Annotated in this window: 22 protein-coding genes; 11 read left to right on the top strand and 11 right to left on the bottom strand. The window is 58.7% G+C overall.

Annotated elements, in window-relative coordinates:
- Window positions 1-115: 115 nt before the first annotated feature.
- The gene (locus AFK63_RS09565; protein WP_038863188.1) at window positions 116-1,282 is read left to right on the top strand and encodes an MFS transporter; all 1,167 of its coding nucleotides are present in this window, start codon (window positions 116-118) and stop codon (window positions 1,280-1,282) included.
- Between the two features lie 63 nt (window positions 1,283-1,345).
- On the opposite strand, the gene AFK63_RS09560 is transcribed toward AFK63_RS09565, so the two are convergent.
- Window positions 1,346-2,173, bottom strand: a complete 828-nt coding sequence (locus AFK63_RS09560; protein ID WP_038863187.1) for a C40 family peptidase — start codon at window positions 2,171-2,173, stop codon at window positions 1,346-1,348.
- Window positions 2,174-2,517: 344 nt separating this feature from the next.
- On the opposite strand from AFK63_RS09560, the gene AFK63_RS09555 reads away from it, so the two are divergent.
- On the top strand, window positions 2,518-2,865 hold the full coding sequence (locus AFK63_RS09555) for a Grx4 family monothiol glutaredoxin (RefSeq protein WP_038863186.1): 348 nt from the start codon (window positions 2,518-2,520) through the stop codon (window positions 2,863-2,865).
- 66 nt (window positions 2,866-2,931) lie between these two features.
- Here the strand turns inward: AFK63_RS09555 and rnt are convergent, their stop codons facing one another.
- From rnt to eptA, 5 genes are all read right to left on the bottom strand, one after another.
- Window positions 2,932-3,603, bottom strand: coding sequence for a ribonuclease T (gene rnt / locus AFK63_RS09550; protein WP_038863185.1), 672 nt, complete (start codon window positions 3,601-3,603; stop codon window positions 2,932-2,934).
- 95 nt (window positions 3,604-3,698) lie between these two features.
- Entirely contained in the window at window positions 3,699-4,106 is a 408-nt protein-coding gene (gene gloA / locus AFK63_RS09545; RefSeq protein WP_038863184.1) for a lactoylglutathione lyase, read from the bottom strand.
- A gap of 91 nt (window positions 4,107-4,197) precedes the next feature.
- A complete protein-coding gene (nemA, locus tag AFK63_RS09540) occupies window positions 4,198-5,295 on the bottom strand; it encodes an alkene reductase (RefSeq protein WP_038863183.1) in 1,098 nt (365 codons plus the stop codon).
- Window positions 5,296-5,367: 72 nt separating this feature from the next.
- Window positions 5,368-5,949, bottom strand: a complete 582-nt coding sequence (locus tag AFK63_RS09535) for a TetR/AcrR family transcriptional regulator (protein ID WP_038863182.1) — start codon at window positions 5,947-5,949, stop codon at window positions 5,368-5,370.
- Window positions 5,950-6,013: 64 nt separating this feature from the next.
- On the bottom strand, window positions 6,014-7,642 hold the full coding sequence (gene eptA / locus AFK63_RS09530) for a phosphoethanolamine transferase EptA (RefSeq protein ID WP_038863249.1): 1,629 nt from the start codon (window positions 7,640-7,642) through the stop codon (window positions 6,014-6,016).
- A 207-nt stretch (window positions 7,643-7,849) separates the two neighbouring features.
- Here eptA and AFK63_RS09525 point away from each other — a divergent pair, with 207 nt between their 5' ends.
- The 3 genes from AFK63_RS09525 (at window position 7,850) to sodC (ending at window position 9,638) form a co-directional block, all read left to right on the top strand.
- A complete protein-coding gene (locus AFK63_RS09525) occupies window positions 7,850-8,089 on the top strand; it encodes a DUF1289 domain-containing protein (protein WP_038863178.1) in 240 nt (79 codons plus the stop codon).
- Window positions 8,090-8,142: 53 nt separating this feature from the next.
- The gene (locus AFK63_RS09520; protein ID WP_038863176.1) at window positions 8,143-9,039 is read left to right on the top strand and encodes an aldo/keto reductase; all 897 of its coding nucleotides are present in this window, start codon (window positions 8,143-8,145) and stop codon (window positions 9,037-9,039) included.
- A gap of 80 nt (window positions 9,040-9,119) precedes the next feature.
- Window positions 9,120-9,638, top strand: a complete 519-nt coding sequence (sodC, locus tag AFK63_RS09515) for a superoxide dismutase [Cu-Zn] SodC (protein WP_038863174.1) — start codon at window positions 9,120-9,122, stop codon at window positions 9,636-9,638.
- Here the strand turns inward: sodC and AFK63_RS09510 are convergent.
- From AFK63_RS09510 to AFK63_RS09500, 3 genes are read right to left on the bottom strand one after another with little or no spacing between them, the layout of a single operon-like run.
- Window positions 9,631-11,664: an FUSC family protein gene (locus AFK63_RS09510; RefSeq protein WP_038863173.1), complete on the bottom strand. Its 2,034-nt coding sequence runs from the start codon at window positions 11,662-11,664 to the stop codon at window positions 9,631-9,633. The genes sodC and AFK63_RS09510 overlap by 8 nt on opposite strands.
- Window positions 11,665-11,675: 11 nt before the next feature.
- Window positions 11,676-12,533 carry an efflux RND transporter periplasmic adaptor subunit gene (locus AFK63_RS09505; protein ID WP_038863171.1) on the bottom strand — a complete coding sequence of 286 codons (858 nt, stop codon included), beginning with the start codon at window positions 12,531-12,533 and terminating at the stop codon, window positions 11,676-11,678.
- Window positions 12,534-12,537: 4 nt separating this feature from the next.
- Entirely contained in the window at window positions 12,538-12,774 is a 237-nt protein-coding gene (locus AFK63_RS09500; protein ID WP_038863169.1) for a DUF1656 domain-containing protein, read from the bottom strand.
- 176 nt (window positions 12,775-12,950) lie between these two features.
- Between AFK63_RS09500 and slyA the strand changes: the two genes are divergently transcribed.
- A complete protein-coding gene (slyA, locus tag AFK63_RS09495) occupies window positions 12,951-13,391 on the top strand; it encodes a transcriptional regulator SlyA (RefSeq protein ID WP_032966975.1) in 441 nt (146 codons plus the stop codon).
- 113 nt (window positions 13,392-13,504) lie between these two features.
- On the opposite strand, the gene slyB is transcribed toward slyA, so the two are convergent.
- The gene (gene slyB, locus AFK63_RS09490; protein WP_038863166.1) at window positions 13,505-13,972 is read right to left on the bottom strand and encodes an outer membrane lipoprotein SlyB; all 468 of its coding nucleotides are present in this window, start codon (window positions 13,970-13,972) and stop codon (window positions 13,505-13,507) included.
- 276 nt (window positions 13,973-14,248) lie between these two features.
- On the opposite strand from slyB, the gene anmK reads away from it, so the two are divergent.
- The 5 genes from anmK to pdxY all read left to right on the top strand — a co-directional run bounded on the left by anmK (window position 14,249) and on the right by pdxY (window position 18,844).
- Window positions 14,249-15,403 (top strand): anhydro-N-acetylmuramic acid kinase, encoded by a 1,155-nt coding sequence (gene anmK, locus AFK63_RS09485; protein WP_038863165.1) that lies wholly within the window; start codon window positions 14,249-14,251, stop codon window positions 15,401-15,403.
- A 55-nt stretch (window positions 15,404-15,458) separates the two neighbouring features.
- The gene (gene mliC / locus AFK63_RS09480; protein WP_038863164.1) at window positions 15,459-15,782 is read left to right on the top strand and encodes a C-type lysozyme inhibitor; all 324 of its coding nucleotides are present in this window, start codon (window positions 15,459-15,461) and stop codon (window positions 15,780-15,782) included.
- Window positions 15,783-15,838: 56 nt separating this feature from the next.
- The gene (gene pdxH, locus AFK63_RS09475) at window positions 15,839-16,495 is read left to right on the top strand and encodes a pyridoxamine 5'-phosphate oxidase (protein WP_038863163.1); all 657 of its coding nucleotides are present in this window, start codon (window positions 15,839-15,841) and stop codon (window positions 16,493-16,495) included.
- A 139-nt stretch (window positions 16,496-16,634) separates the two neighbouring features.
- A complete protein-coding gene (gene tyrS / locus AFK63_RS09470) occupies window positions 16,635-17,909 on the top strand; it encodes a tyrosine--tRNA ligase (protein ID WP_038863161.1) in 1,275 nt (424 codons plus the stop codon).
- 74 nt (window positions 17,910-17,983) lie between these two features.
- The gene (gene pdxY / locus AFK63_RS09465) at window positions 17,984-18,844 is read left to right on the top strand and encodes a pyridoxal kinase PdxY (RefSeq protein ID WP_038863160.1); all 861 of its coding nucleotides are present in this window, start codon (window positions 17,984-17,986) and stop codon (window positions 18,842-18,844) included.
- Between the two features lie 40 nt (window positions 18,845-18,884).
- Here the strand turns inward: pdxY and gstA are convergent, their stop codons facing one another.
- Complete coding sequence (gene gstA, locus AFK63_RS09460; RefSeq protein WP_038863159.1) at window positions 18,885-19,493, bottom strand: glutathione transferase GstA; 609 nt, start codon at window positions 19,491-19,493, stop codon at window positions 18,885-18,887.
- Window positions 19,494-19,558 lie beyond the last annotated feature (65 nt).

Raw genomic sequence — 19,558 nt, 5'->3', positions numbered from 1 at the left:
ATAATATTTTGCTGTTTTTGTTACTTATCTTTTCGACCTGAAAATGCCATTCTTCCTGCATCCTGCTGTAACGCCGTGAATTCCCGGCGCTGTTGTACAATTTCTGGAGCAATTAATGAAAGTCAATTTCCCTTTACTGGCACTGGCCATTGGTGCTTTTGGCATTGGCACGACCGAGTTTTCCCCGATGGGGCTGCTGCCGGTGATCGCCCACGGCGTTAACGTCTCGATCCCCGCAGCCGGTATGCTGATTAGCGCCTACGCGGTTGGGGTCATGGTCGGCGCGCCGCTGATGACGCTACTGCTGTCGCATCGCGCCCGGCGCAGCGCCCTGATTTTCCTGATGGCGATTTTCACGGCAGGCAATGTGCTGTCGGCGCTGGCGCCGGATTACATGACGCTGATGGCCTCGCGTATTCTCACCAGCCTCAACCACGGCGCGTTCTTTGGGCTTGGCTCCGTGGTGGCCGCAAGCGTGGTGCCTAAGCATAAGCAGGCGAGCGCCGTCGCGACGATGTTTATGGGGCTTACCATCGCCAATATCGGCGGGGTGCCTGCGGCGACCTGGCTTGGCGAAACCATCGGCTGGCGCATGTCGTTCCTCGCCACGGCAGGGCTGGGTCTGATAGCGATGGCGAGCCTCTGGTTCTCACTGCCGAAAGGCGGCAGCGGCGAGCGCCCGGATGTGAAAAGCGAACTGGCGGTGCTGATGCGCCCGCAGGTGGTGAGCGCGTTGCTGACCACAGTGCTCGGCGCGGGCGCGATGTTCACGCTCTATACCTATATCGCCCCGGTGCTGCATCATATTACTGACGCCACTCCGGCGTTTGTTACCGCGATGCTGGTACTGATTGGCGTTGGTTTTTCCATTGGCAACTATCTCGGCGGCCGTCTGGCGGACCGCTCGGTAAGCGCCACGCTGAAGGGCTTTCTGCTGCTGCTTATCGTCATCATGGCGGCTATTCCGTGGCTTGCGAAAACCGAGATCGGCGCGGCGGTCAGCATGGTGGTGTGGGGCGCGGCGACGTTCGCAGTGGTGCCGCCGCTGCAGATGCGCGTGATGCGCGTCGCCAGCGAAGCGCCTGGCCTGTCGTCATCGGTGAATATCGGCGCGTTTAACCTCGGCAACGCGCTTGGCGCGGCGGCGGGCGGCGCGGTTATCCATGCGGGCTTCGGCTACAGCGTGGTGCCGGTCATGGGCGCGCTGATTGCCGCCCTCGGTCTGCTGCTGGTGGTGCTCTCAGGACGTCGCGAAACGCAAACGGCCTGTCGCGCGGAATAAAGCGTATAACGAAAAAAACGGAGAAGGGCGACCTTCTCCGTTTTTTTGATAGCGAGCGCCGATTTAACGGATCGTGCGCGGTGTCATGACCCGGCGCGCGCCGACATAGTGGCGCTGCCAGTAATCTTCGCTGAGCGAGGTTATCTGAATTTCCTGTCCGCTACGCGGCGACTGGATAAACTTGCCGTTGCCGACATAGACGCCGACGTGATCGGCGGTGCCGCGACCCTGGGTGCGGAAGAAAACCAGATCGCCACTTTCCAGCTCGCCACGATTTACCGGTGCGGCATCGCGCAGGTGATACATTTCATTGGCGGTGCGCGGAATGCGGAATTTCACCAAATCCTTATACGCATACCAGACCAGGCCGCTGCAGTCGAAACCGGTACGCGGCGAAGTGCCGCCCCAGTGATACGGTTTGCCGATCTGGTTCATCAGCTTGTTCATGGCGGTGGTCTGGGCTTTTTTCACGCGCGCTTTATGGGCGTCCGCGATAGTCAGCGGCCCGTTAACGCATTGGGTTTTGCGGTTTTTACGGGTTTTTGAACAGGTTTGCGCGGTCAGACGGTGGCTGGCCTGTTTAACGGAATTACCGGAAGCGCGACGGGAAGCGGTTTTACTGACAGTGGATGAGGTCTTGCTGGTGCGTTTGGCGGAGGTGGTTCGCTTCTCGCTGGCAGTTTTCGCGGTTTTGGTTTTGGTTGCGTTTTTGCTTTTACTGGCGGTCTGACGGGTTTTTGTGCTGGTTTTCTTTTTCACCGTACTGGCGTGCGCTTTTTGCACCTTCGAGGCGCGCGTCTGCTCCGACGCCTGCGCGAAAGGCGCAAAAGCCAGTGATGAAGTCATTAACAAAGCACAGAGCGTGAGAGCAATTTTTGTTTTGCGCGCCACTGAGCATTCCCCTGCATAAAGCCGGCAATCATGCCAACGGATGAAATTTAAGAGCTTGCTGATTCTAATCTAAAAAAATGTCCAAAGTTAAGCAGCAAATTCTCTTCGACATGCAGTTTCGTTAACCGGCGCAATATTTTCGCCGCTTGCCGCTGCGTCGGCGCGCATTTTAGCGCGCCTCCTCAGAGGAGAATATCGGCAGCGGTAAGAAAAGTGTTATTATTTGCGTCTCTTTCACCACGGCACGGCGCCGGGCTTAAGCGCAAGATTATGCATTTTCGAGACGCTCCGGAGCCGCTACAATGTAAAGCTAACGCCGTAATGACGCTTGAGGAAGTAAGACAATGAGCACTACGCTTGAAAAAATTCAACGCCAGATCGCTGAAAACCCTATTCTGCTGTACATGAAAGGCTCTCCGAAGCTGCCAAGCTGCGGCTTTTCCGCGCAAGCGGTTCAGGCGCTGTCCGCCTGTGGCGAGCGTTTTGCGTATGTCGATATTCTGCAAAACCCGGATATCCGCGCTGAGTTGCCGAAATACGCTAACTGGCCGACCTTCCCGCAACTGTGGGTAGATGGCGAACTGGTCGGCGGTTGTGACATCGTGATTGAAATGTATCAGCGCGGCGAACTGCAGCAGCTGATTAAAGAAACCGCGGCGAAGCACAATCCGCAAGCCCCGGCTGCCGAATAACGACATCACACCATGTACAATAAAAAAGCGGCCTTGGTGGCCGCTTTTTTTTACGTTGCGTGAAGCTTATTCGCCGTCGGCAGGCGGCATGTTATCAGCGTCCGCCACGGGCAGCGGCCAGCCGCCGAGGCGTTTCCAGCGGTTCACGATTTCACAAAACAGCAGGGCGGTCTGCTCGGTATCGTAGAGCGCGGAGTGCGCCTGGGTGCTGTCAAACGCCATGCCTGCCGCGATGCAGGCCTTGGCGAGCACGGTCTGACCCAGCGCCAGACCGCTTAACGCTGCGGTGTCGAAGGTGACGAACGGGTGAAACGGGTTGCGTTTGAACGACGCGCGCTCCGCCGCCGCCATCATAAAGCCGTGATCGAACGTGGCGTTATGGGCCACCATAATCGCCCGGTTACAGTTGCTCTCTTTCATGCCCTTGCGCACCATTTTGAAGATGGCGTGTAGCGCGTCATATTCGCTGACGGCGCCGCGCAGCGGGTTATGCGGATCGATACCGTTAAATGCCAGCGCTTCCGGCTGGAGAATCGCGCCTTCGAAGGGCTCAACGTGAAAGTGCAGCGTTTCATCGGGGGTAAGCCAGCCATCGGCATCCATTTTCAGGGTGATGGCGGCAATTTCCAGCAGCGCATCGGTTTTCGCGTTAAAACCGGCGGTTTCCACATCGATGACAACAGGGTAAAAGCCACGAAAACGGTCGGCCAGACCGGTCAGTTGAGCGTTATCGGACATCAGCGTCTCTTAAGTTTGGGGGATCAAAGCAGCGCGCATTATGGCAAATTTCACGACGGGATGCAGCAAGGCGGGCAGAACGCCCGCCGGAGGGATCAGTTGCCGAGGCCGCGGCCCGCGTCTTTCTCTTCGATAAGCTCGATTTTGTAACCGTCCGGATCTTCAACAAAAGCGATAACGGTGCTGCCGCCTTTGACCGGGCCCGCTTCACGGGTGACGTTGCCGCCGTTGTTACGGATACGCTCGCAGGCTTCTGCGGCGTTGTCCACGCTGATGGCGATGTGGCCATAGGCGGTGCCGAGCTCATAGCTCTCCACGCCCCAGTTGTAGGTCAGTTCAATGACGGCCTCTTCGCTCTCCGGGCCGTAACCGACGAAGGCCAGAGAATATTTATATTCCGGGTTTTCACTGGTGCGCAGCAGTTTCATGCCGAGAACGTTGGTGTAGAAATCGATGGAGCGTTGCAGGTCGCCAACGCGCAGCATGGTATGAAGTAAGCGCATAAGATCCTCTTAAATAAACGGACTGTGATGAAGCGTCTGTATAAAACAGTATTTTAGTATAGCGGCGGGAGGCCGCCGCTATCAATTTGGATCACAGGGTGGGGTAGTCGATATAACCTTCCGCGCCGCCGCCGTAGAAGGATTCCGGGCGTTGCGGGTTGAGTTCGGCTTTTTTACGCAGGCGTTCGACCAGATCCGGGTTGGCGATATAGTCGCGACCAAACGCCACCGCGTCAATCAGGCCTTTGGCGATCAGCGCCTCGGCTTTCTCACGCGTGTAAGCGCCCGCGCCGATGATGGCGCCGTCAAAGCGCTCGCGTACTTTCTGACGGAATTTGTCGGTGTAGGGCACGCCGCCCGCCCAGTCCGGCTCGGACATATGCAGGTACGCGATACCGCGCTTGTTCAGCTCTTCAATCAGGTAGAGCGCGTCGGCTTCTTCGTTCGGGCCGTTATCGACGTTCTGGAAGGTGCCAATCGGCGACACGCGAATGCCGATGCGGTCGGCGCTCCACTCTTTGCTTACGGCGTCGACCACTTCCAGCACAAGACGGGCGCGGTTTTCAACGCTGCCGCCATACTGGTCGGTGCGCTGGTTAGAGGACGGCGACAGGAACTGATGCAGCAGATAACCGTGCGCGGAGTGCAGCTCGACCATATCGAAACCGGCGTCGCGCGCATTGCCGACGGCGTGGCGGAAATCGTCAACGATACCCGGGATTTCGTGAGTTTCCAGCGCGCGCGGCGTGGTGGTGTCGACGCGGATAGCCTTGCCGTTTTCATCACGCAGCGAGGTGCGGGTGCCAGAGTGGATGGCGGACGGCGCAACCGGCGCGGCGCCACCAGGCTGGAGGCTGCTGTGTGAGATGCGGCCCGTGTGCCAGAGTTGTACGGCGATACGGCCATCAGCCTCGTGTACGGCGGCGGTGATTTTTTTCCATGCGGCAACTTGTTCATCGCTGTGCAGGCCCGGCGCGCCCGCATAGCCTTTCGCCTGCGCGGAAACCTGGGTGGCTTCGCTGATAATCAGCCCGGCGCTCGCGCGCTGGCGGTAATATTCCACCATCATCGCGGTGGGGATATCGCCCGGCTCAATACTGCGCAGGCGCGTCAGCGGCGCCATAAATACGCGGTTAGGGGCGGTAATGGCGCCCACATTCAGCGGGGTAAACAGCTTTTCGTCTTGCATAATCACTCCTGAGTAGACCGGTCGTCTTGTAACGAGCTAAATAAAAAAGCGCCGCCAGCGGCGGGCGCTGAGTTAAAGCATTTCTTTGACGTGCGCCAGCGCGCTTTCCAGCGGCGCGCCGCTGCGCGACACTTTGGCCTGCAGGCTCGCGCCGAGCCAGAGCACGTATAACACCTGAGCCTGTTGATGCGCGCTGCCATTGAAGGTAAACACCTTCGCATCGCGACCGCGCGCAAGGGCGCCAGCCAGCAGGTCCATCACCTGGGCTGCGCCTTTATCGAGCGCGCCGCGCATATCTTCCGACAGATCGCACACTTCCGCGCAGAGCTTCACCGTGAGACAGCCCGTCATTTTGCCGGTCTGGCAGTAATGACTGAGCGTTTCTTCAAACCAGGCGAGCAGCTGCTCGCGCGCCGGGCCTGCCGGGCTGAAGTGCTGCTCAAGGCATGCCTGATAGCGCGCGTAATGCCGCTCCAGCATCGCCACGCCAAACGCCTCTTTAGAGCGAAAGTAGTGGTAGAAGGAGCCCTTCGGCACGCCTGCCGTTTTTAACAGTTCGCTTAACCCCATGCCTGTGAAGCCGCGTTGCAGGCAGAGCTGCTCGCCAGTGGCAAGGAGGTGTTCACGCGTGTCATGTTCAGGTGTTCGGTTCATACGTTTCAATTTAGTAGACCGGTCGGTCTAATGCAAGTCGCCTTATTCATAATCGCCAGAAACGTTAACTTTTCCGGCAGGCGCTAAGCATATCCTGCTGCGGCTGATAAAGCGAAGTCTGGATATCCATGATGCCGAGCACGGTCGAGAAGAGGTTGTCCTGAGAGACCTCATCCGTCGCCGCGCGCTTCGCGAGACAGTCCGTATCAACGCCGTACTGGCGCGCGTAATCGCCAGAGAGCCAGAACAGCAGCGGAATATGGGTCTGCTGTTCGGGCGCCAGCAGATACGGCGTGCCGTGCAGGTAAATGCCATTTTCGCCCAGCGATTCGCCGTGATCGGAAAGATAAACCAGCGCCGTGTTCATGGTCGCCTGGCGCTTGCGCAATGCATCAATGGTGCGGCTCAGCACGTCATCGGTATAGAGCACGGTATTGTCGTAAGTGTTAATCAACGCCTGGCGATCGCAGTCCTGAATTTGATTGGTGTCACAGGTGGGCGTGAAGCGGCGGAAATTATCCGGATAGCGGCGATAATAGGCCGGGCCGTGGCTGCCCATCAGGTGCAGGACAATCACCGAATCCTGCTTCAGCCCATCCAGGACGTTATCAAAACGCCATAACAGCGCGTCGTCGAGGCAGGAGCCATCTTTACACAGGTCGTTAAGCTTCCATTCAGTCATGTCTGTATGTGGAATGCGGTTGCAGGCGCCTTTACAGCCGCCATCGTTATCGCGCCACAGCACGTTGACCCCCGCGTGCGCCAGGACATCCATCAGGCCTTCCTGATGGTGCGCCAGTTCCGCATCGTAATGCGCGCGGGGCATCCCGGAGAACATACAGGGCACCGACACCGCCGTTTCTGTGCCGCAGGACGTGGCGTGCGGATAGAACACCACGCCCTGTTTTTTAAGCTGCGGATTGGTGTCGCGCGTATAGCCGCCGAGCGAATAATTCTGCTCGCGAGAGGCTTCGCCAATCACCACCACCAGCACGGTTTTTTTCGGCTGCTGGCGAATGAGCGGGCCTTTTTTCGCGTCTTCGCCGATGCGCACCAGCGTCTGGTCGCCCGCGAAAAAGCGCGAATGGGTGTATTTCACAATGCCGCTGATGTAGTTAGCCGGCGTGACCATCTTGGCGATGTTTTTATTGTTGCGAAACAGCGAGGCGTAGTCCTTATAAAAGAGGGACGCCACCAGGATAATCACCAGCAGGCTGGCGAGAATGCTGACCAGGCGGCGCAGGGCCGTCCAGAGCAGACTGCCGGAGATGACCTCAACGCGGCTCAGAAACAGCGCTGGTAGTAACCCCGCTATCGCAAGCCACGCGATAAGCTGCGGCGTGATTAGCGCTTCGGCCTCCTGGGAGTTGGTCTCGAAGATATTGACCATCATATTCTGGTCAATGACTGCCCCATAGGTATACATGAAGTAGCTGCTGGCGGCGGAGCCGAGCAGCAAAATAACCAGTACCGGTTTTCGCAGCCACGGGAGATTAATGATGCTGAAAATCACCAGCCAGGCGCAGAACAGCACCAGCGGCACGGTGGCGGCAAACAGCATCTCGTGCAGGTGTCGCGGCGCGATAAGCAACCAGCAACGGTCAATAAACAGGGCGTTGATCAGCGTGAAGAGCAGGGCGCTAAACAGGTTAAAACGCAGATCGCTCCAGCGTAGTTTTTTTATCATTGCCATCATAAAAGACTCCATTAACGATGGCGGCAGTCTACGGCGCAAAGATTAGCGAAACCTTAACCTGCGCTTAACGAGCCGTAATGCAGGTTCAACGAACGCTCAACGACCGACGATTCGCGCGGTCGGTCGGGCCGCTTTATCAGGCGAACTTGCAAGCCGGCGCAGTTCAGGCTTCAATTGTAACTATCATGTTAACGAGGAGCCGTTGTGGCCGAGCAGCTCGAGTTTTTCCCCGTTCCCAGTCCCTGTCGCGGCATCTGCCAGTCGGATGAGCGTGGCTACTGCCGTGGCTGTATGCGCAGCCGCGATGAGCGCTTTAACTGGCAGAAAATGAGCGACGCTCAGAAGCAGGAAGTACTGCGCCTGTGTCGTCAGCGCATGCTGCGTAAGCTGCGCGCCGGGCGCAATGAGCCTGATGAAGAACCGCAGCAGCCTTCACTGTTTTAACGACGCAGGTCGCGTATAATCCCGCGCAATTTTTCTTTCTGAGGTAGTGACTTATGGTTGAGCGTATTCTCATGGCGCCCCAGGGGCCGACGTTTTCGCGTCTGGTGATGGGCTACTGGCGTTTAATGGAGTGGAACTACCCGGCCCGCGATCTGGTCGGATTTATCGAGCAACATCTGGAACTTGGCGTCACTACGGTCGATCACGCCGACATTTACGGCGGCTACCAGTGCGAAGCGGCGTTCGGTGAGGCGCTGCGTCTCGCGCCGCACCTGCGCGAGAAAATGGAAATCGTCACCAAATGCGGCATCGCCACCACGGCAAAACCGGAAAACGCGATTGGCCATTACATCACCGACCGCGCGCATATTTTGCAGAGCGCGGAAAACTCGCTACGCCATCTGAATACCGATGTGCTCGATCTCTTGCTGATCCATCGCCCCGATCCGCTGATGGATGCCGACGAGATAGCGGAAGCGTTCCTCGCGTTGCATCAGAGCGGCAAAGTGCGCCATTTCGGCGTCTCTAACTTCACGCCCGCGCAGTTCTCGCTGTTGCAGTCGCGCCTGCCGTTTACGCTTGCCACAAACCAGGTAGAAATTTCCCCGGTGCACCAGCCGCTGTTGCTGGACGGCACGCTGGATCTGCTCCAGCAACTGCGCATTCGCCCGATGGCCTGGTCCTGTCTCGGCGGCGGTCGGCTGTTCAGCGATGACCGTTGTGCGCCGCTGCGCGCCGAACTACAGCAGGTGGCTGAAGAGACAGGCGCAGAGACTATCGAGCAGGTGGTGTATGCGTGGGTGATGCGTCTGCCGTCGCGCCCGCTGCCGATTATCGGCTCCGGCAAAATCGAACGCGTGAAAAGCGCGGTCGGCGCGCTGTCGCTTGAGCTGTCCCGTCAGCAGTGGTTCCGCATCCGCAAAGCCGCGCTCGGTTACGACGTACCGTAACGCCATTATTCCCGCCTTTCCGGTGAGTTTCGCCATGTTGTTATAGACTTAACGGGACTCACCTGAAAACTGGAGGGAATATGAAGCGATTGACTCTGGCGGCGGTGGTGCTGCTGGCATGCGGCGCCGCCCAGGCCGCCAGCGAAGAAGTGGAACTGCGCCTCGCCACCGATCAGGGCGTCGGCCAGTCTGTCGGTACGGTAAAAATCACCGAAACCGATAAAGGGCTGGAGTTTGCGCCCGACCTCAACGGCCTGCCGCCAGGCGATCACGGCTTTCACATTCACGCCAACGGCAGCTGCGAACCCGCCATGAAAGACGGCAAAATGGTAGCGGCAGAAGCGGCCGGCGGCCATTTTGATCCTCAAAATACCGGTAAACACGCCGGGCCGGAAGGCGACGGGCACTTAGGCGATCTGCCGGTGCTGGCGGTTAATAATGACGGTAAGGCCACCGATCCGGTAATCGCGCCGCGCATCAAAAAGCTTGAAGAAATCAAAGGCAAAGCTCTGATGGTGCATGTCGGCGGCGATAACATGGCCGATCATCCTAAACCGCTGGGCGGCGGCGGGGGACGTTACGCCTGCGGCGTTATTTAACCGTTCGGCTGGCGTCGTCCTGCTGCGGCGCGGGCGACGCCTGTTCGAGTTGCGACAGCGAACACCACAGCCGCCAGATAATCCCCGCGAGGCGGCGCGCGTCAGGCTGGTGATGACGGGCAAGCGTCAGGCTGATGCGTTCAAGCTCGCCGAGCGCCGCCGCGAGGGGGCGCTGACGCACGCCTTTCACGCTCATCACGTCACGTAATGTCTCAATACAGATATCGCGCACCTGCGACAGCGGGTCAGCGCGGGTTTCCCACTCGCGCAGTTGCCACACCACGTGCGAACAGTTGAGCAGCACGACGCCCCAGCGCAAAAGCCAGCGGCGGGTGGCGTCGTCTTTACTGCTGCTAAGCTGGCTGATGTGGTGGTAAACCAGCGACTCAAACGCCGCTTCGCCGCGCTGAGGAGCGCGGCTGAGCTGATCAATAAACCCGCGGCGCAGGGCGCGAATATGGCGTAGCCCTTTGCGACGGTCAGAACCGGGCCGCAGCACCGCGAACGCCACCCAGCAACACGCCACGCCGCAAATTTTCGCCAGATTGTCATTGAGAAAATCCGCCAGATCGTAAACCGGCGGGTTGGTGACCGCGATAAACGATCCCATAAAGACGATAAGCTGACCCCAGAGTCCGGCAAAGCGCGGCTGTTGCAGTTTCAGCAACTGCATGGTGGTGAGCAGCGGGAACAGAAACAGCAGAAACTGCCAGAGAACGGTCACCTGCACCATCAGGCCGAATTTTACGACAAAGCTGAACAGCGTCAGCAACAGTAACGTGCGCAGCAGCAGGTTCAGCGAATTATGCGGCGAAGGCGAGGCGGAGTAGAGCACGCAGCTTATCGCCGCGAGCGTCAGCGCGCCGCTGCCCGCCTCCCAGCGGGTGTTGATGGCCCAGGCGCCGATAAGCGTAATGACGCAAAAAGTACGCAGTGCGCTCCAGAGCGCCTCGGCATTATCGGTATGGCGCGCGAGCGGCGGGGCGGCGGGGACGTTGACTGGCGCATCGGCAAAGGGCGTGTCGAGCCTTGCAATCCAGCGCTGGCTGTTCATCCAGACGCGGCAGAAATCGCGCAGCCGCAGCCAGAACGCCTGATGGCGGAAATCGCCGTCCCCGGACGGCGCGAGCGTCGCCAGTATTCTCGCGACGCGCAGCGGGCAGGGCTTCGGATGTCCCAGCTCCGCCAGCAGCGTATCAAGCCCGTCCCACAGCGCATCCGGCGGCTGGGGCCAGTTCAGCAGCAGGCGGCGCAGGCCGGAGATATAGCTCGTCAGGCGTAGCTGCTGGTGCAGCAGGTAGTTGAGGAGCTGGTTTTGCTGACGGATACGGTAATGGCTCCAGAAAGCCTGAATGCGCAGCAGATTCAGCGTCAGCACCTGCGTGATGACGCCTTCGTGCGCGGTGCGGATGGCGTCGGTCGTCTGCGGCTTCCACAGCAGGCTCGCATGCTCAAGCAGGCGTCCCTGCATTTTGCGCAGCGCCCCAAGAAACGTCACGCTGTCGGGCGGGCCTGGCATGACCATCATCATCAGCCCGCCGCACAGAATGCCGACAATCACCTCGCAGACGCGTGACTGGGCAATATTCCAAAGCTCCGTGGTCTCGGTGGTATTGACCAGCGGAAAGGCGATGATGGCGGCGGTGTAGCCCGCAAGCTGGAAAGCGTAGGCGGCGTTATTATGAAAATAACCGGAGACCCAGGTGCAAAGCGCGAGCCACAGCGCCATTGCCCAGATAAACAGCCACGGATCGTTAAGCGTATGCCCGGCGATAATCAGCGAGGCGCTGGCCCCGAGCAGGCTGCCGGCGATGCGTCCGAGGCTTTTACTTATCACGCCGCCAACGGTCGGGAAGCTCACCACGGCGGCGGAGGTCATCGCCCAGTAGGGCTCGTCAAGCTCCAGCACGTAAGCGATGGTGAGCGCCAGCGACATCGCGATGCCGTTGCGAAGCGCGTAGCGCCACTGCGCGCGGGTCGCCTTGCCCCACGGGGAGTGTTGCCAGGTCAGCCAGTCCAGATTCATCGGCAAGGCGCTCAGTCAGTGAGCGACACGGTACAGGTGGTGCCGGAGACCAGCGTCACGCCCTGCGGCAGGCTGTCGAGCGCGATACGCACCGGCACACGCTGTGCGAGGCGCACCCATGGAACGTTCGGTTTAATGTCCGCCACCAGGCTGCTGTCGCTCTCGACGCTCTGATCGTAAATGGCGCGCCCGATGCTCTCCACTTTGCCGTGCAGCGGGGTATGAGTACTATAGAGCAGGATTTTCGCGCTGGCGCCTTCGCGGATGTGCCGCAGCTTGGTCTCTTCGAAATAACCGACCACATAGAATGAATGGCTGTCCACCAGCGCAAACACCGGCTGGCCCTGGCTTGCGTAGTTGCCCACGCGGCTGGACAGATTGGTCACCCAGCCATCGACAGGGGCCACGACGCGCGTCTGTTCCAGTTGCCAGCGCGCCTGTTCGAGCGATGCTTGCGCCATTTTAAGCGTCGCCTGGGCGGCTTTAACGCTGATATTGGCAGTATCAAGATCCTCGGCGGAAATATAATTATGCGGGAGATGACGGCGGCGATTCGCTTCGTTATTGGCTTTGGCGAGGTCGGTCTGCGCGCGGGCAAGCTGCGCCTCGGCATCCAACACCGCGATACGGTATGGCGTATCGTCAATGGCGAACAGCACATCGCCCGCCTTCACCTTCTGGTTATCGCGAACCAAAAGCCGCGTAATCGTGCCGGAAACCTGCGGTGTGATGTTGACCTGCTCGGCGCGTACTTTGCCATCGCGGGTCCACGGCGACTGCATGTAGTAATTCCAGACCAGCCAGCCGGCCAGCAGGGCGGCGGCGACCACGAACAGGGTGGAAAAATATTTAAGGGTTTTCAGTCGCATGTGATTACCACGCCATCAGAATCAGCAGCGCGAAGCTGACGGACAATACGAACAGGGAGAGGTCCATCAGGGTGGGGTGCCAGATATCGCCTGCGTAGATCCAGTCGCGCAGTAGCCGGTGCACCATCAGCCAGAGAAAAAAGCCCAGGATGACAGCTTTGAAGAGCGGGGGAAAATAGACCGACGCGCCGGCAATCAGATCCGAAAGCGCAAACCCTGAGGTGAAAAAGCGCGATATCACGAGACATTAATCCTTTAAAACCGGAGAGATGGCAGCCGTATCAGATGCGCCGTTCTGGTCTAGAATTATAGACGTCGCGGTATGAACCGCCAGCGCGGGCTATTTGTTTTAGCTACCTAAATACTGCACACTAGTCTAAAATCAGCATAATAACTTAGCAAGCTAATTATAAGGAGATGAAATTGGAATCGCCATTAGGCTCTGACCTGACAAGACTGGTGCGCATCTGGCGTGCTCTGATTGACCATCGCCTGAAGCCTCTGGAATTAACGCAGACCCACTGGGTGACACTTCATCATATCCACGCGCTGCCGCCCGATCAGTCGCAAATTCAACTGGCCAAGGCCATCGGCATTGAGCAACCCTCGCTGGTGCGCACGCTCGATCAGCTCGAAGAAAAGGGGCTTATCGCCCGCCACACTTGCGCCAGCGACCGCCGCGCCAAACGCATTAAACTGACGGAAAAAGCCGCGCCTATTATTACGCAGCTTGAAGACGTTATCCTGAAAACGCGCGGCGAGATCCTCTCCGGCATCACGCAGGAAGAGCACGACCAGATGTTGCGCATCGTGGCGCGCCTTGAGAAAAATATTCTGGCGCTGTCGGCGAAAGAGTAAACGGCGCGTTTGACCGCCGTATGACAACGCGCCAGCGCGCCCCAAAATGCATAAAAAACGGAGGAGCCAGTGCTCCTCCGTTCGTGTTTCTTAGCGGGGTAACGCCCTGCGGCTTAGCGCGGAGAGACGGTAACCTGGCTGCCATTGCTTGCCAGCACGACACGCTGACCCGCAGAGAAACGGGTATTGCCCTGTTTCTGCACGACCATGATGGTGTTGCCGTCATCCTTACGAATTTCCAGCTCAACGCCCTGGGTCTTGTTCACCGCGCCCTGTACGCCCTGGCCGGCTACGCCGCCGGCGATAGCGCCCGCGGCGGTTGCAATCGAGCGACCGCTGCCGCCGCCGACGGTATTACCGAGCAGGCCGCCCAGTACCGCGCCGCCGAGCGCGCCGATAACGTTGGTGTCATCGCCGCCCTGGATCTGCACCGGACGAACGTTCACAACGGTCCCGTACGTGACGTTCTGTACCTGTTTGGCTTCAGAGGCGGTATAGACATCACCGGAAAGGCTATCATTGTTGACGCAGCCCGCCAGCGTTAAACCTGCCAGCGAAACAACCAGTACACGTGAAATCATGTAAATCTCCTGTTCACCAACAAATGCTCACCTGAGCATCCATCATATTCAAATTATATGGCATATGACCGCGATTTTTCACATTGATCGCAAGCCCGATGATAAAAATCGTAAAATCTTCTGCCTGAACGGCAAATCAACATCGTAGCGAAACCTGACTTTTTAATTGCGCCGGGATTATTCCGTTGCTCAATCAGAGTGAATGTTTATGATTGAAGGCTGCCAGCGGGCGTGGTGGTGCGTCGCGCGTTTTCACACAGGGCTTAAGGATTACGTATGAAATCAGGTCGCTACATTGGAGTGATGTCCGGCACCAGCCTCGACGGGGTGGATGTGGTGCTGGCCGCCATTGACGAACATATGGTGGCGCAGCAGGCGAGCCTGAGCTGGCCGATGCCGCAGGCCATTAAAACGGCGATTCTGGATATCTGCCAGGGCCAGGCGCTGACATTGTCAACGCTCGGCAGACTGGACAACCAGCTCGGCTGCCTCTTCGCCGACGCGGTTAACGCGCTGATGCAGCAGCAAAACCTCAGGCCGGAAGATGTCATGGCGATAGGCTGCCACGGCCAGACGGTCTGGCATGAGCCCACCGGTAGCGCGCCGCATACGCTGCAAATCGGCGACAACAACCAGATAGTGGCGCGCACAGGCGTGAGCGTCGTGGGCGATTTCCGCCGTCGCGATATGGCGCTCGGCGGGCAGGGCGCGCCGCTGGTGCCGGCCTTTCATCAGGCGCTGCTGGCGCACCCGACCGAGCGGCGCATGGTGCTCAATATCGGCGGTATCGCCAACCTGTCGCTTCTGTTCCCGGGGCAACCCGTTAAAGGTTTCGACACCGGCCCTGGCAATATGCTGATGGATGCCTGGATCTGGCGCCAGAAGGGCAAACCCTATGATAAAGACGGTGAATGGGCCGCGAGCGGCAGCGTGGTACGCCCGCTGCTGCAACAGATGCTGAACGACCCTTATTTTTCAGCGCCCGCGCCTAAAAGCACCGGACGCGAATATTTCAACTATGGCTGGATCGAGCGGCAGCTCTCGCTGTTCGCGGGACTCGCGCCGCAGGATGTGCAGGCGACGCTGCTGGAGCTTACCGCCAGCACTGTCGCCCGGGAAGTGCAGCTCAGCGGCGGCGCGGAGCGGCTGATTTTCTGCGGCGGCGGCGCGCGTAACCCGCGGCTGGTGGCGCGGCTCGCGGCGCTGCTGCCAGGTACAGAAGTCTCTTCTACCGATGAAATGGGCATTCGCGGGGACGATATGGAGGCGCTGGCCTTCGCCTGGCTGGCGTACCGCACGCTCAGCGGTGAGCCTGGCAATCTGCCGTCGGTTACCGGCGCGCGCGAGGCGAGCGTACTGGGCGCTATTTTTCCCGCCAACCCCTTAAATAATCGGACTTTGCCGACTTTTCCGCTGCCCTCTGGCAGATAGACTGAACGCGTTATGGGGGCGCATTGCCCCCTTCAGAATACGTTCAGGATATGCCATGAAGAAACTGCTTGTCGTTTTGCTTCCCGCGATGCTCGCTGGCTGTAGCTACTATGACGCTATGGTTGAGCGCATGCACACCGATACCCTCGAATACCGCTGTGATGAGAAACCGCTGACGGTATCGCTCAACCACACGCGCCAGCAGGTGAGTTTCGTGCTGGATGACAAGGTGCTGCATCTCAACGAAGGCCGCGCGGCCTCAGGCGTACGTTATACCGACGGCATCTATGCGTTCTGGTCGAAAGGCGACGAGGCGACCGTCTACTATCGCGACAATATTGTGTTAAATCACTGTCAGTTACAAAATCCGAAGCGTTGAGATTTTAACGGGTGGGGCGCACAATAGCGCCACCCGATCCTCACTGGTTCAACGCTATGTCTGATATTGACCACCTGCAACAGATTGCGCATCTGCGCCGTGAATACACCAAAGGCGGGCTGCGCCGCCGGGACTTAACTGACCAGCCGCTGCCGCTGTTCGAACGCTGGCTCGCGCAGGCGTGCGAGGCGAAACTCGCCGATCCTACTGCAGTGGTCGTGGCCACTGTTGATGAGCAGGGCCAGCCGTATCAGCGCATCGTCCTGCTTAAGCATTTCGACGAGCGCGGCATGGTTTTTTATACCAATCTTGGTAGCCGCAAGGCGCATCATCTTGAGAACAACCCGCGCATCAGCCTGCTGTTTCCGTGGCATATGCTGGAGCGTCAGGTGATGGTGACGGGCAAGGCGGAACGCCTCTCTACGCTCGAAGTCGTGAAATATTTCCACAGCCGCCCGCGCGACAGCCAGATTGGCGCGTGGGTATCAAAACAGTCGAGCCGCATCTCGGCGCGCGGCGTGCTGGAGAGCAAATTCCTCGAACTGAAACAGAAATTCCAGCAAGGCGAGGTTCCGCTGCCGAGTTTCTGGGGCGGTTTTCGCGTCAGCCTCGAACAGGTGGAATTCTGGCAGGGCGGCGAGCACCGGCTTCACGACCGCTTTTTATACCAGCGCGACGCCGACGGCTGGAAAATCGACCGTCTCGCCCCGTAAGTGAGCGATTTTCTTATGCAAGCGCTGGCGCTCGTTGGGCTTGCGCTTTATTCTATGCCTCCCTGAATTTTATTCTTTCGCCAGTGGGCGAAAAGCCGTGTACCGGCAAAGGTGCAGTCGTAAATACATGGAGAAATTGATGGCAAGCAGCAATTTGATTAAACAATTGCAGGAGCGGGGCCTTGTGGCTCAGGTGACGGATGAAGAAGCGTTAGCGCAGCGACTGGCGCAGGGGCCGATCGCCCTTTATTGCGGCTTCGATCCCACCGCCGACAGCCTGCACTTGGGCCATCTGGTTCCTCTGTTGTGCCTCAAACGTTTTCAGATGGCGGGGCACAAGCCGGTTGCACTGGTCGGCGGCGCCACCGGTCTGATTGGCGACCCGAGCTTTAAAGCCACTGAACGTAAACTGAACACTGAAGATACCGTCCAGGAGTGGGTGGATAAAATCCGCCGCCAGGTCGCGCCGTTCCTCGATTTTGACTGCGGCGACAACGCCGCTATCGCGGCGAATAACTATGACTGGTTCGGCAGCATGAATGTGCTGACCTTCCTGCGCGATATCGGCAAGCATTTTTCGGTCAATCAGATGATCAACAAAGAAGCGGTTAAGCAGCGCCTGAACCGCGACGATGTGGGCATCTCCTTCACCGAGTTCTCGTATAACCTGCTTCAGGGTTACGATTTCGCCTGCCTGAACAAACTGCACGGCGTCGCGCTGCAGATTGGCGGCTCTGACCAGTGGGGCAACATCACTTCGGGTATCGACCTGACCCGTCGTCTGCACCAGAATCAGGTGTTCGGCCTGACGGTGCCGCTTATCACCAAATCCGACGGCACCAAATTTGGTAAAACCGAAGGCGGCGCGGTATGGCTCGATCCGAAGAAAACCAGCCCGTACAAGTTCTACCAGTTCTGGATCAACACGGCGGATGCCGATGTTTATCGCTTCCTGAAATTCTTCACCTTTATGAGCCTTGATGAGATCAATGCGCTTGAAGAAGAAGACAAAAACAGCGGTAAAGCGCCGCGCGCCCAGTATGTGCTGGCGGAGCAGGTGACGCGTCTGGTGCATGGCGAAGAGGGCCTCGCCGCCGCGAAACGCATTACCGAAAGCCTGTTTAACGGCAATCTGAACGCGCTGAGCGAAGCGGATTTCGAACAGCTTGCGCAGGACGGCGTGCCGATGATCGAGATGGAAAAAGGCGCGGATCTCATGCAGGCGCTGGTGGATTCCGAGCTGCAGCCGTCCCGCGGTCAGGCGCGTAAAACTATCGCCTCCAATGCCATTACCATCAACGGTGAGAAGCAGGCGGACCCGGAATATACCTTTAGCGACAGCGACCGCCTCTTTGGCCGCTACACGCTGCTGCGTCGCGGTAAGAAAAACTACTGCCTCGTCTGCTGGAAATAACACTCTGCCAGTCAAGGGCGTGGGAAACCACGCCCTTTATTTTTAACCCGACCTCTCGTTTCACCCGGAAAAAAATGAAGAACATACTCGCCATCCAGTCTCATGTGGTGTTTGGTCATGCCGGCAACAGCGCGGCTGAATTCCCGATGCGCCGTCTGGGCGCCAACGTCTGGCCGCTCAATACGGTGCAGTTTTCCAATCACACGCAGTATGGCCAGTGGACCGGTGCCGTGATGCCGCCATCGCACCTGACCGAGATTGTGCAGGGCATCGCGGCGATAGGCCAGCTGTCGCGCTGTGACGCGGTGCTGAGCGGCTATCTGGGGTCGGCGGAGCAGGGTGAGCAGATTCTGGAGATCGTCCGTCAGGTGAAAGCGGCCAATCCGAAGGCGAAATATTTCTGCGATCCGGTGATGGGCCACCCGGAAAAGGGCTGCATCGTGGCGCCTGGCGTGGCGGAGTTCCACGCGCGCGCAGCACTACCGGCGAGCGATATTATCGCGCCAAACCTGCTGGAACTGGAGATGCTGAGCGGTCATGCGGTGGCGAGCGTCGACGAGGCGGTGACGACCGCGCGCGAGCTTATCGCCCGTGGTCCGCAGATTGTGCTGGTGAAACATCTTGCGCGCGCGGGTTATCAGCAGGATCGCTTCGAGATGCTGCTGGTGACCGCCGAAGAAGCGTGGCACATCAGCCGTCCGCTGGTGGATTTCGGCGCGCGTCAGCCGGTCGGCGTGGGCGATGTGACAAGTGGTCTGCTGCTGGTGAAGCTGTTGCAGGGCGCAACGCTTCGCGAGGCGCTGGAGCATGTGACGGCGGCGGTCTACGACATCATGGTGACCACCAAGCGTATGGAAGAGTATGAACTTCAGGTGGTAGCGGCGCAGGACGGTATCGCGCAGCCTGAACACTACTTCACTGCGGTGAAACTGTAAAAAAACGCCGCGCCTGAAACAGGCGCGGCGTTATTCATCCTTACGCGCCCAGACCTTCCGCCTTCAGCGCTGCTGCAACAGCAGGACGCGCCTTCACGCGAGCCTGATAGTCAGCGATATTGTCAAACGCCTGCATCTCAAGCCCTACCGCTTTTGCCCAGTTCAGCACCGTAAACAGGTAAGCATCCGCCACGCTGAAGCGCAGCCCCATCAGCCACTGCTTCTGCGCCAGCGCCTCATTCACATAATCGAATTTCTTCTGCAGCTGAGCGCGGGCGATGGTTTTGTACTCGTCCGGCGTATCCGGACGGAACAGAGGCGTAAAGCCTTTATGCAGCTCCGTCGCGATATAGTTGAGCCACTCCAGCGTATGGTAGCGGGTCATGCTGCCGACCGGCGCAAGCAACTGGCGGTCCGGCACTTTATCCGCGATATACTGAACAATAGCGACACCCTCCGTCAGCAGCGTACCGTCATCCAGCAGCAGCGCCGGCACCTGACCTTTCGGGTTGATAGTCAGGTAATCTTCGCCGCTTTCGGTGCGCTTCGCGGCCAGATCCACCGCCACCAGCGTAAAATCGATACCCGCTTCGCGCAGCATGATATGCGGCGAGAGTGAACATGCGCCGGCTTTGTAAAACAATTTCATGGCACTACTCCCTTCTCATGAATAAACAAAATCATGGTAGAGCGCGCACGGGCAAAAAAAAAGCC

The sequence above is a fragment of the Cronobacter muytjensii ATCC 51329 genome, from assembly GCF_001277195.1.
GTDB classification, from domain to species: domain Bacteria; phylum Pseudomonadota; class Gammaproteobacteria; order Enterobacterales; family Enterobacteriaceae; genus Cronobacter; species Cronobacter muytjensii.
Note: the sequence above shows the minus strand (reverse complement) of the source record. Positions and strands in the feature narration are given on the sequence as shown.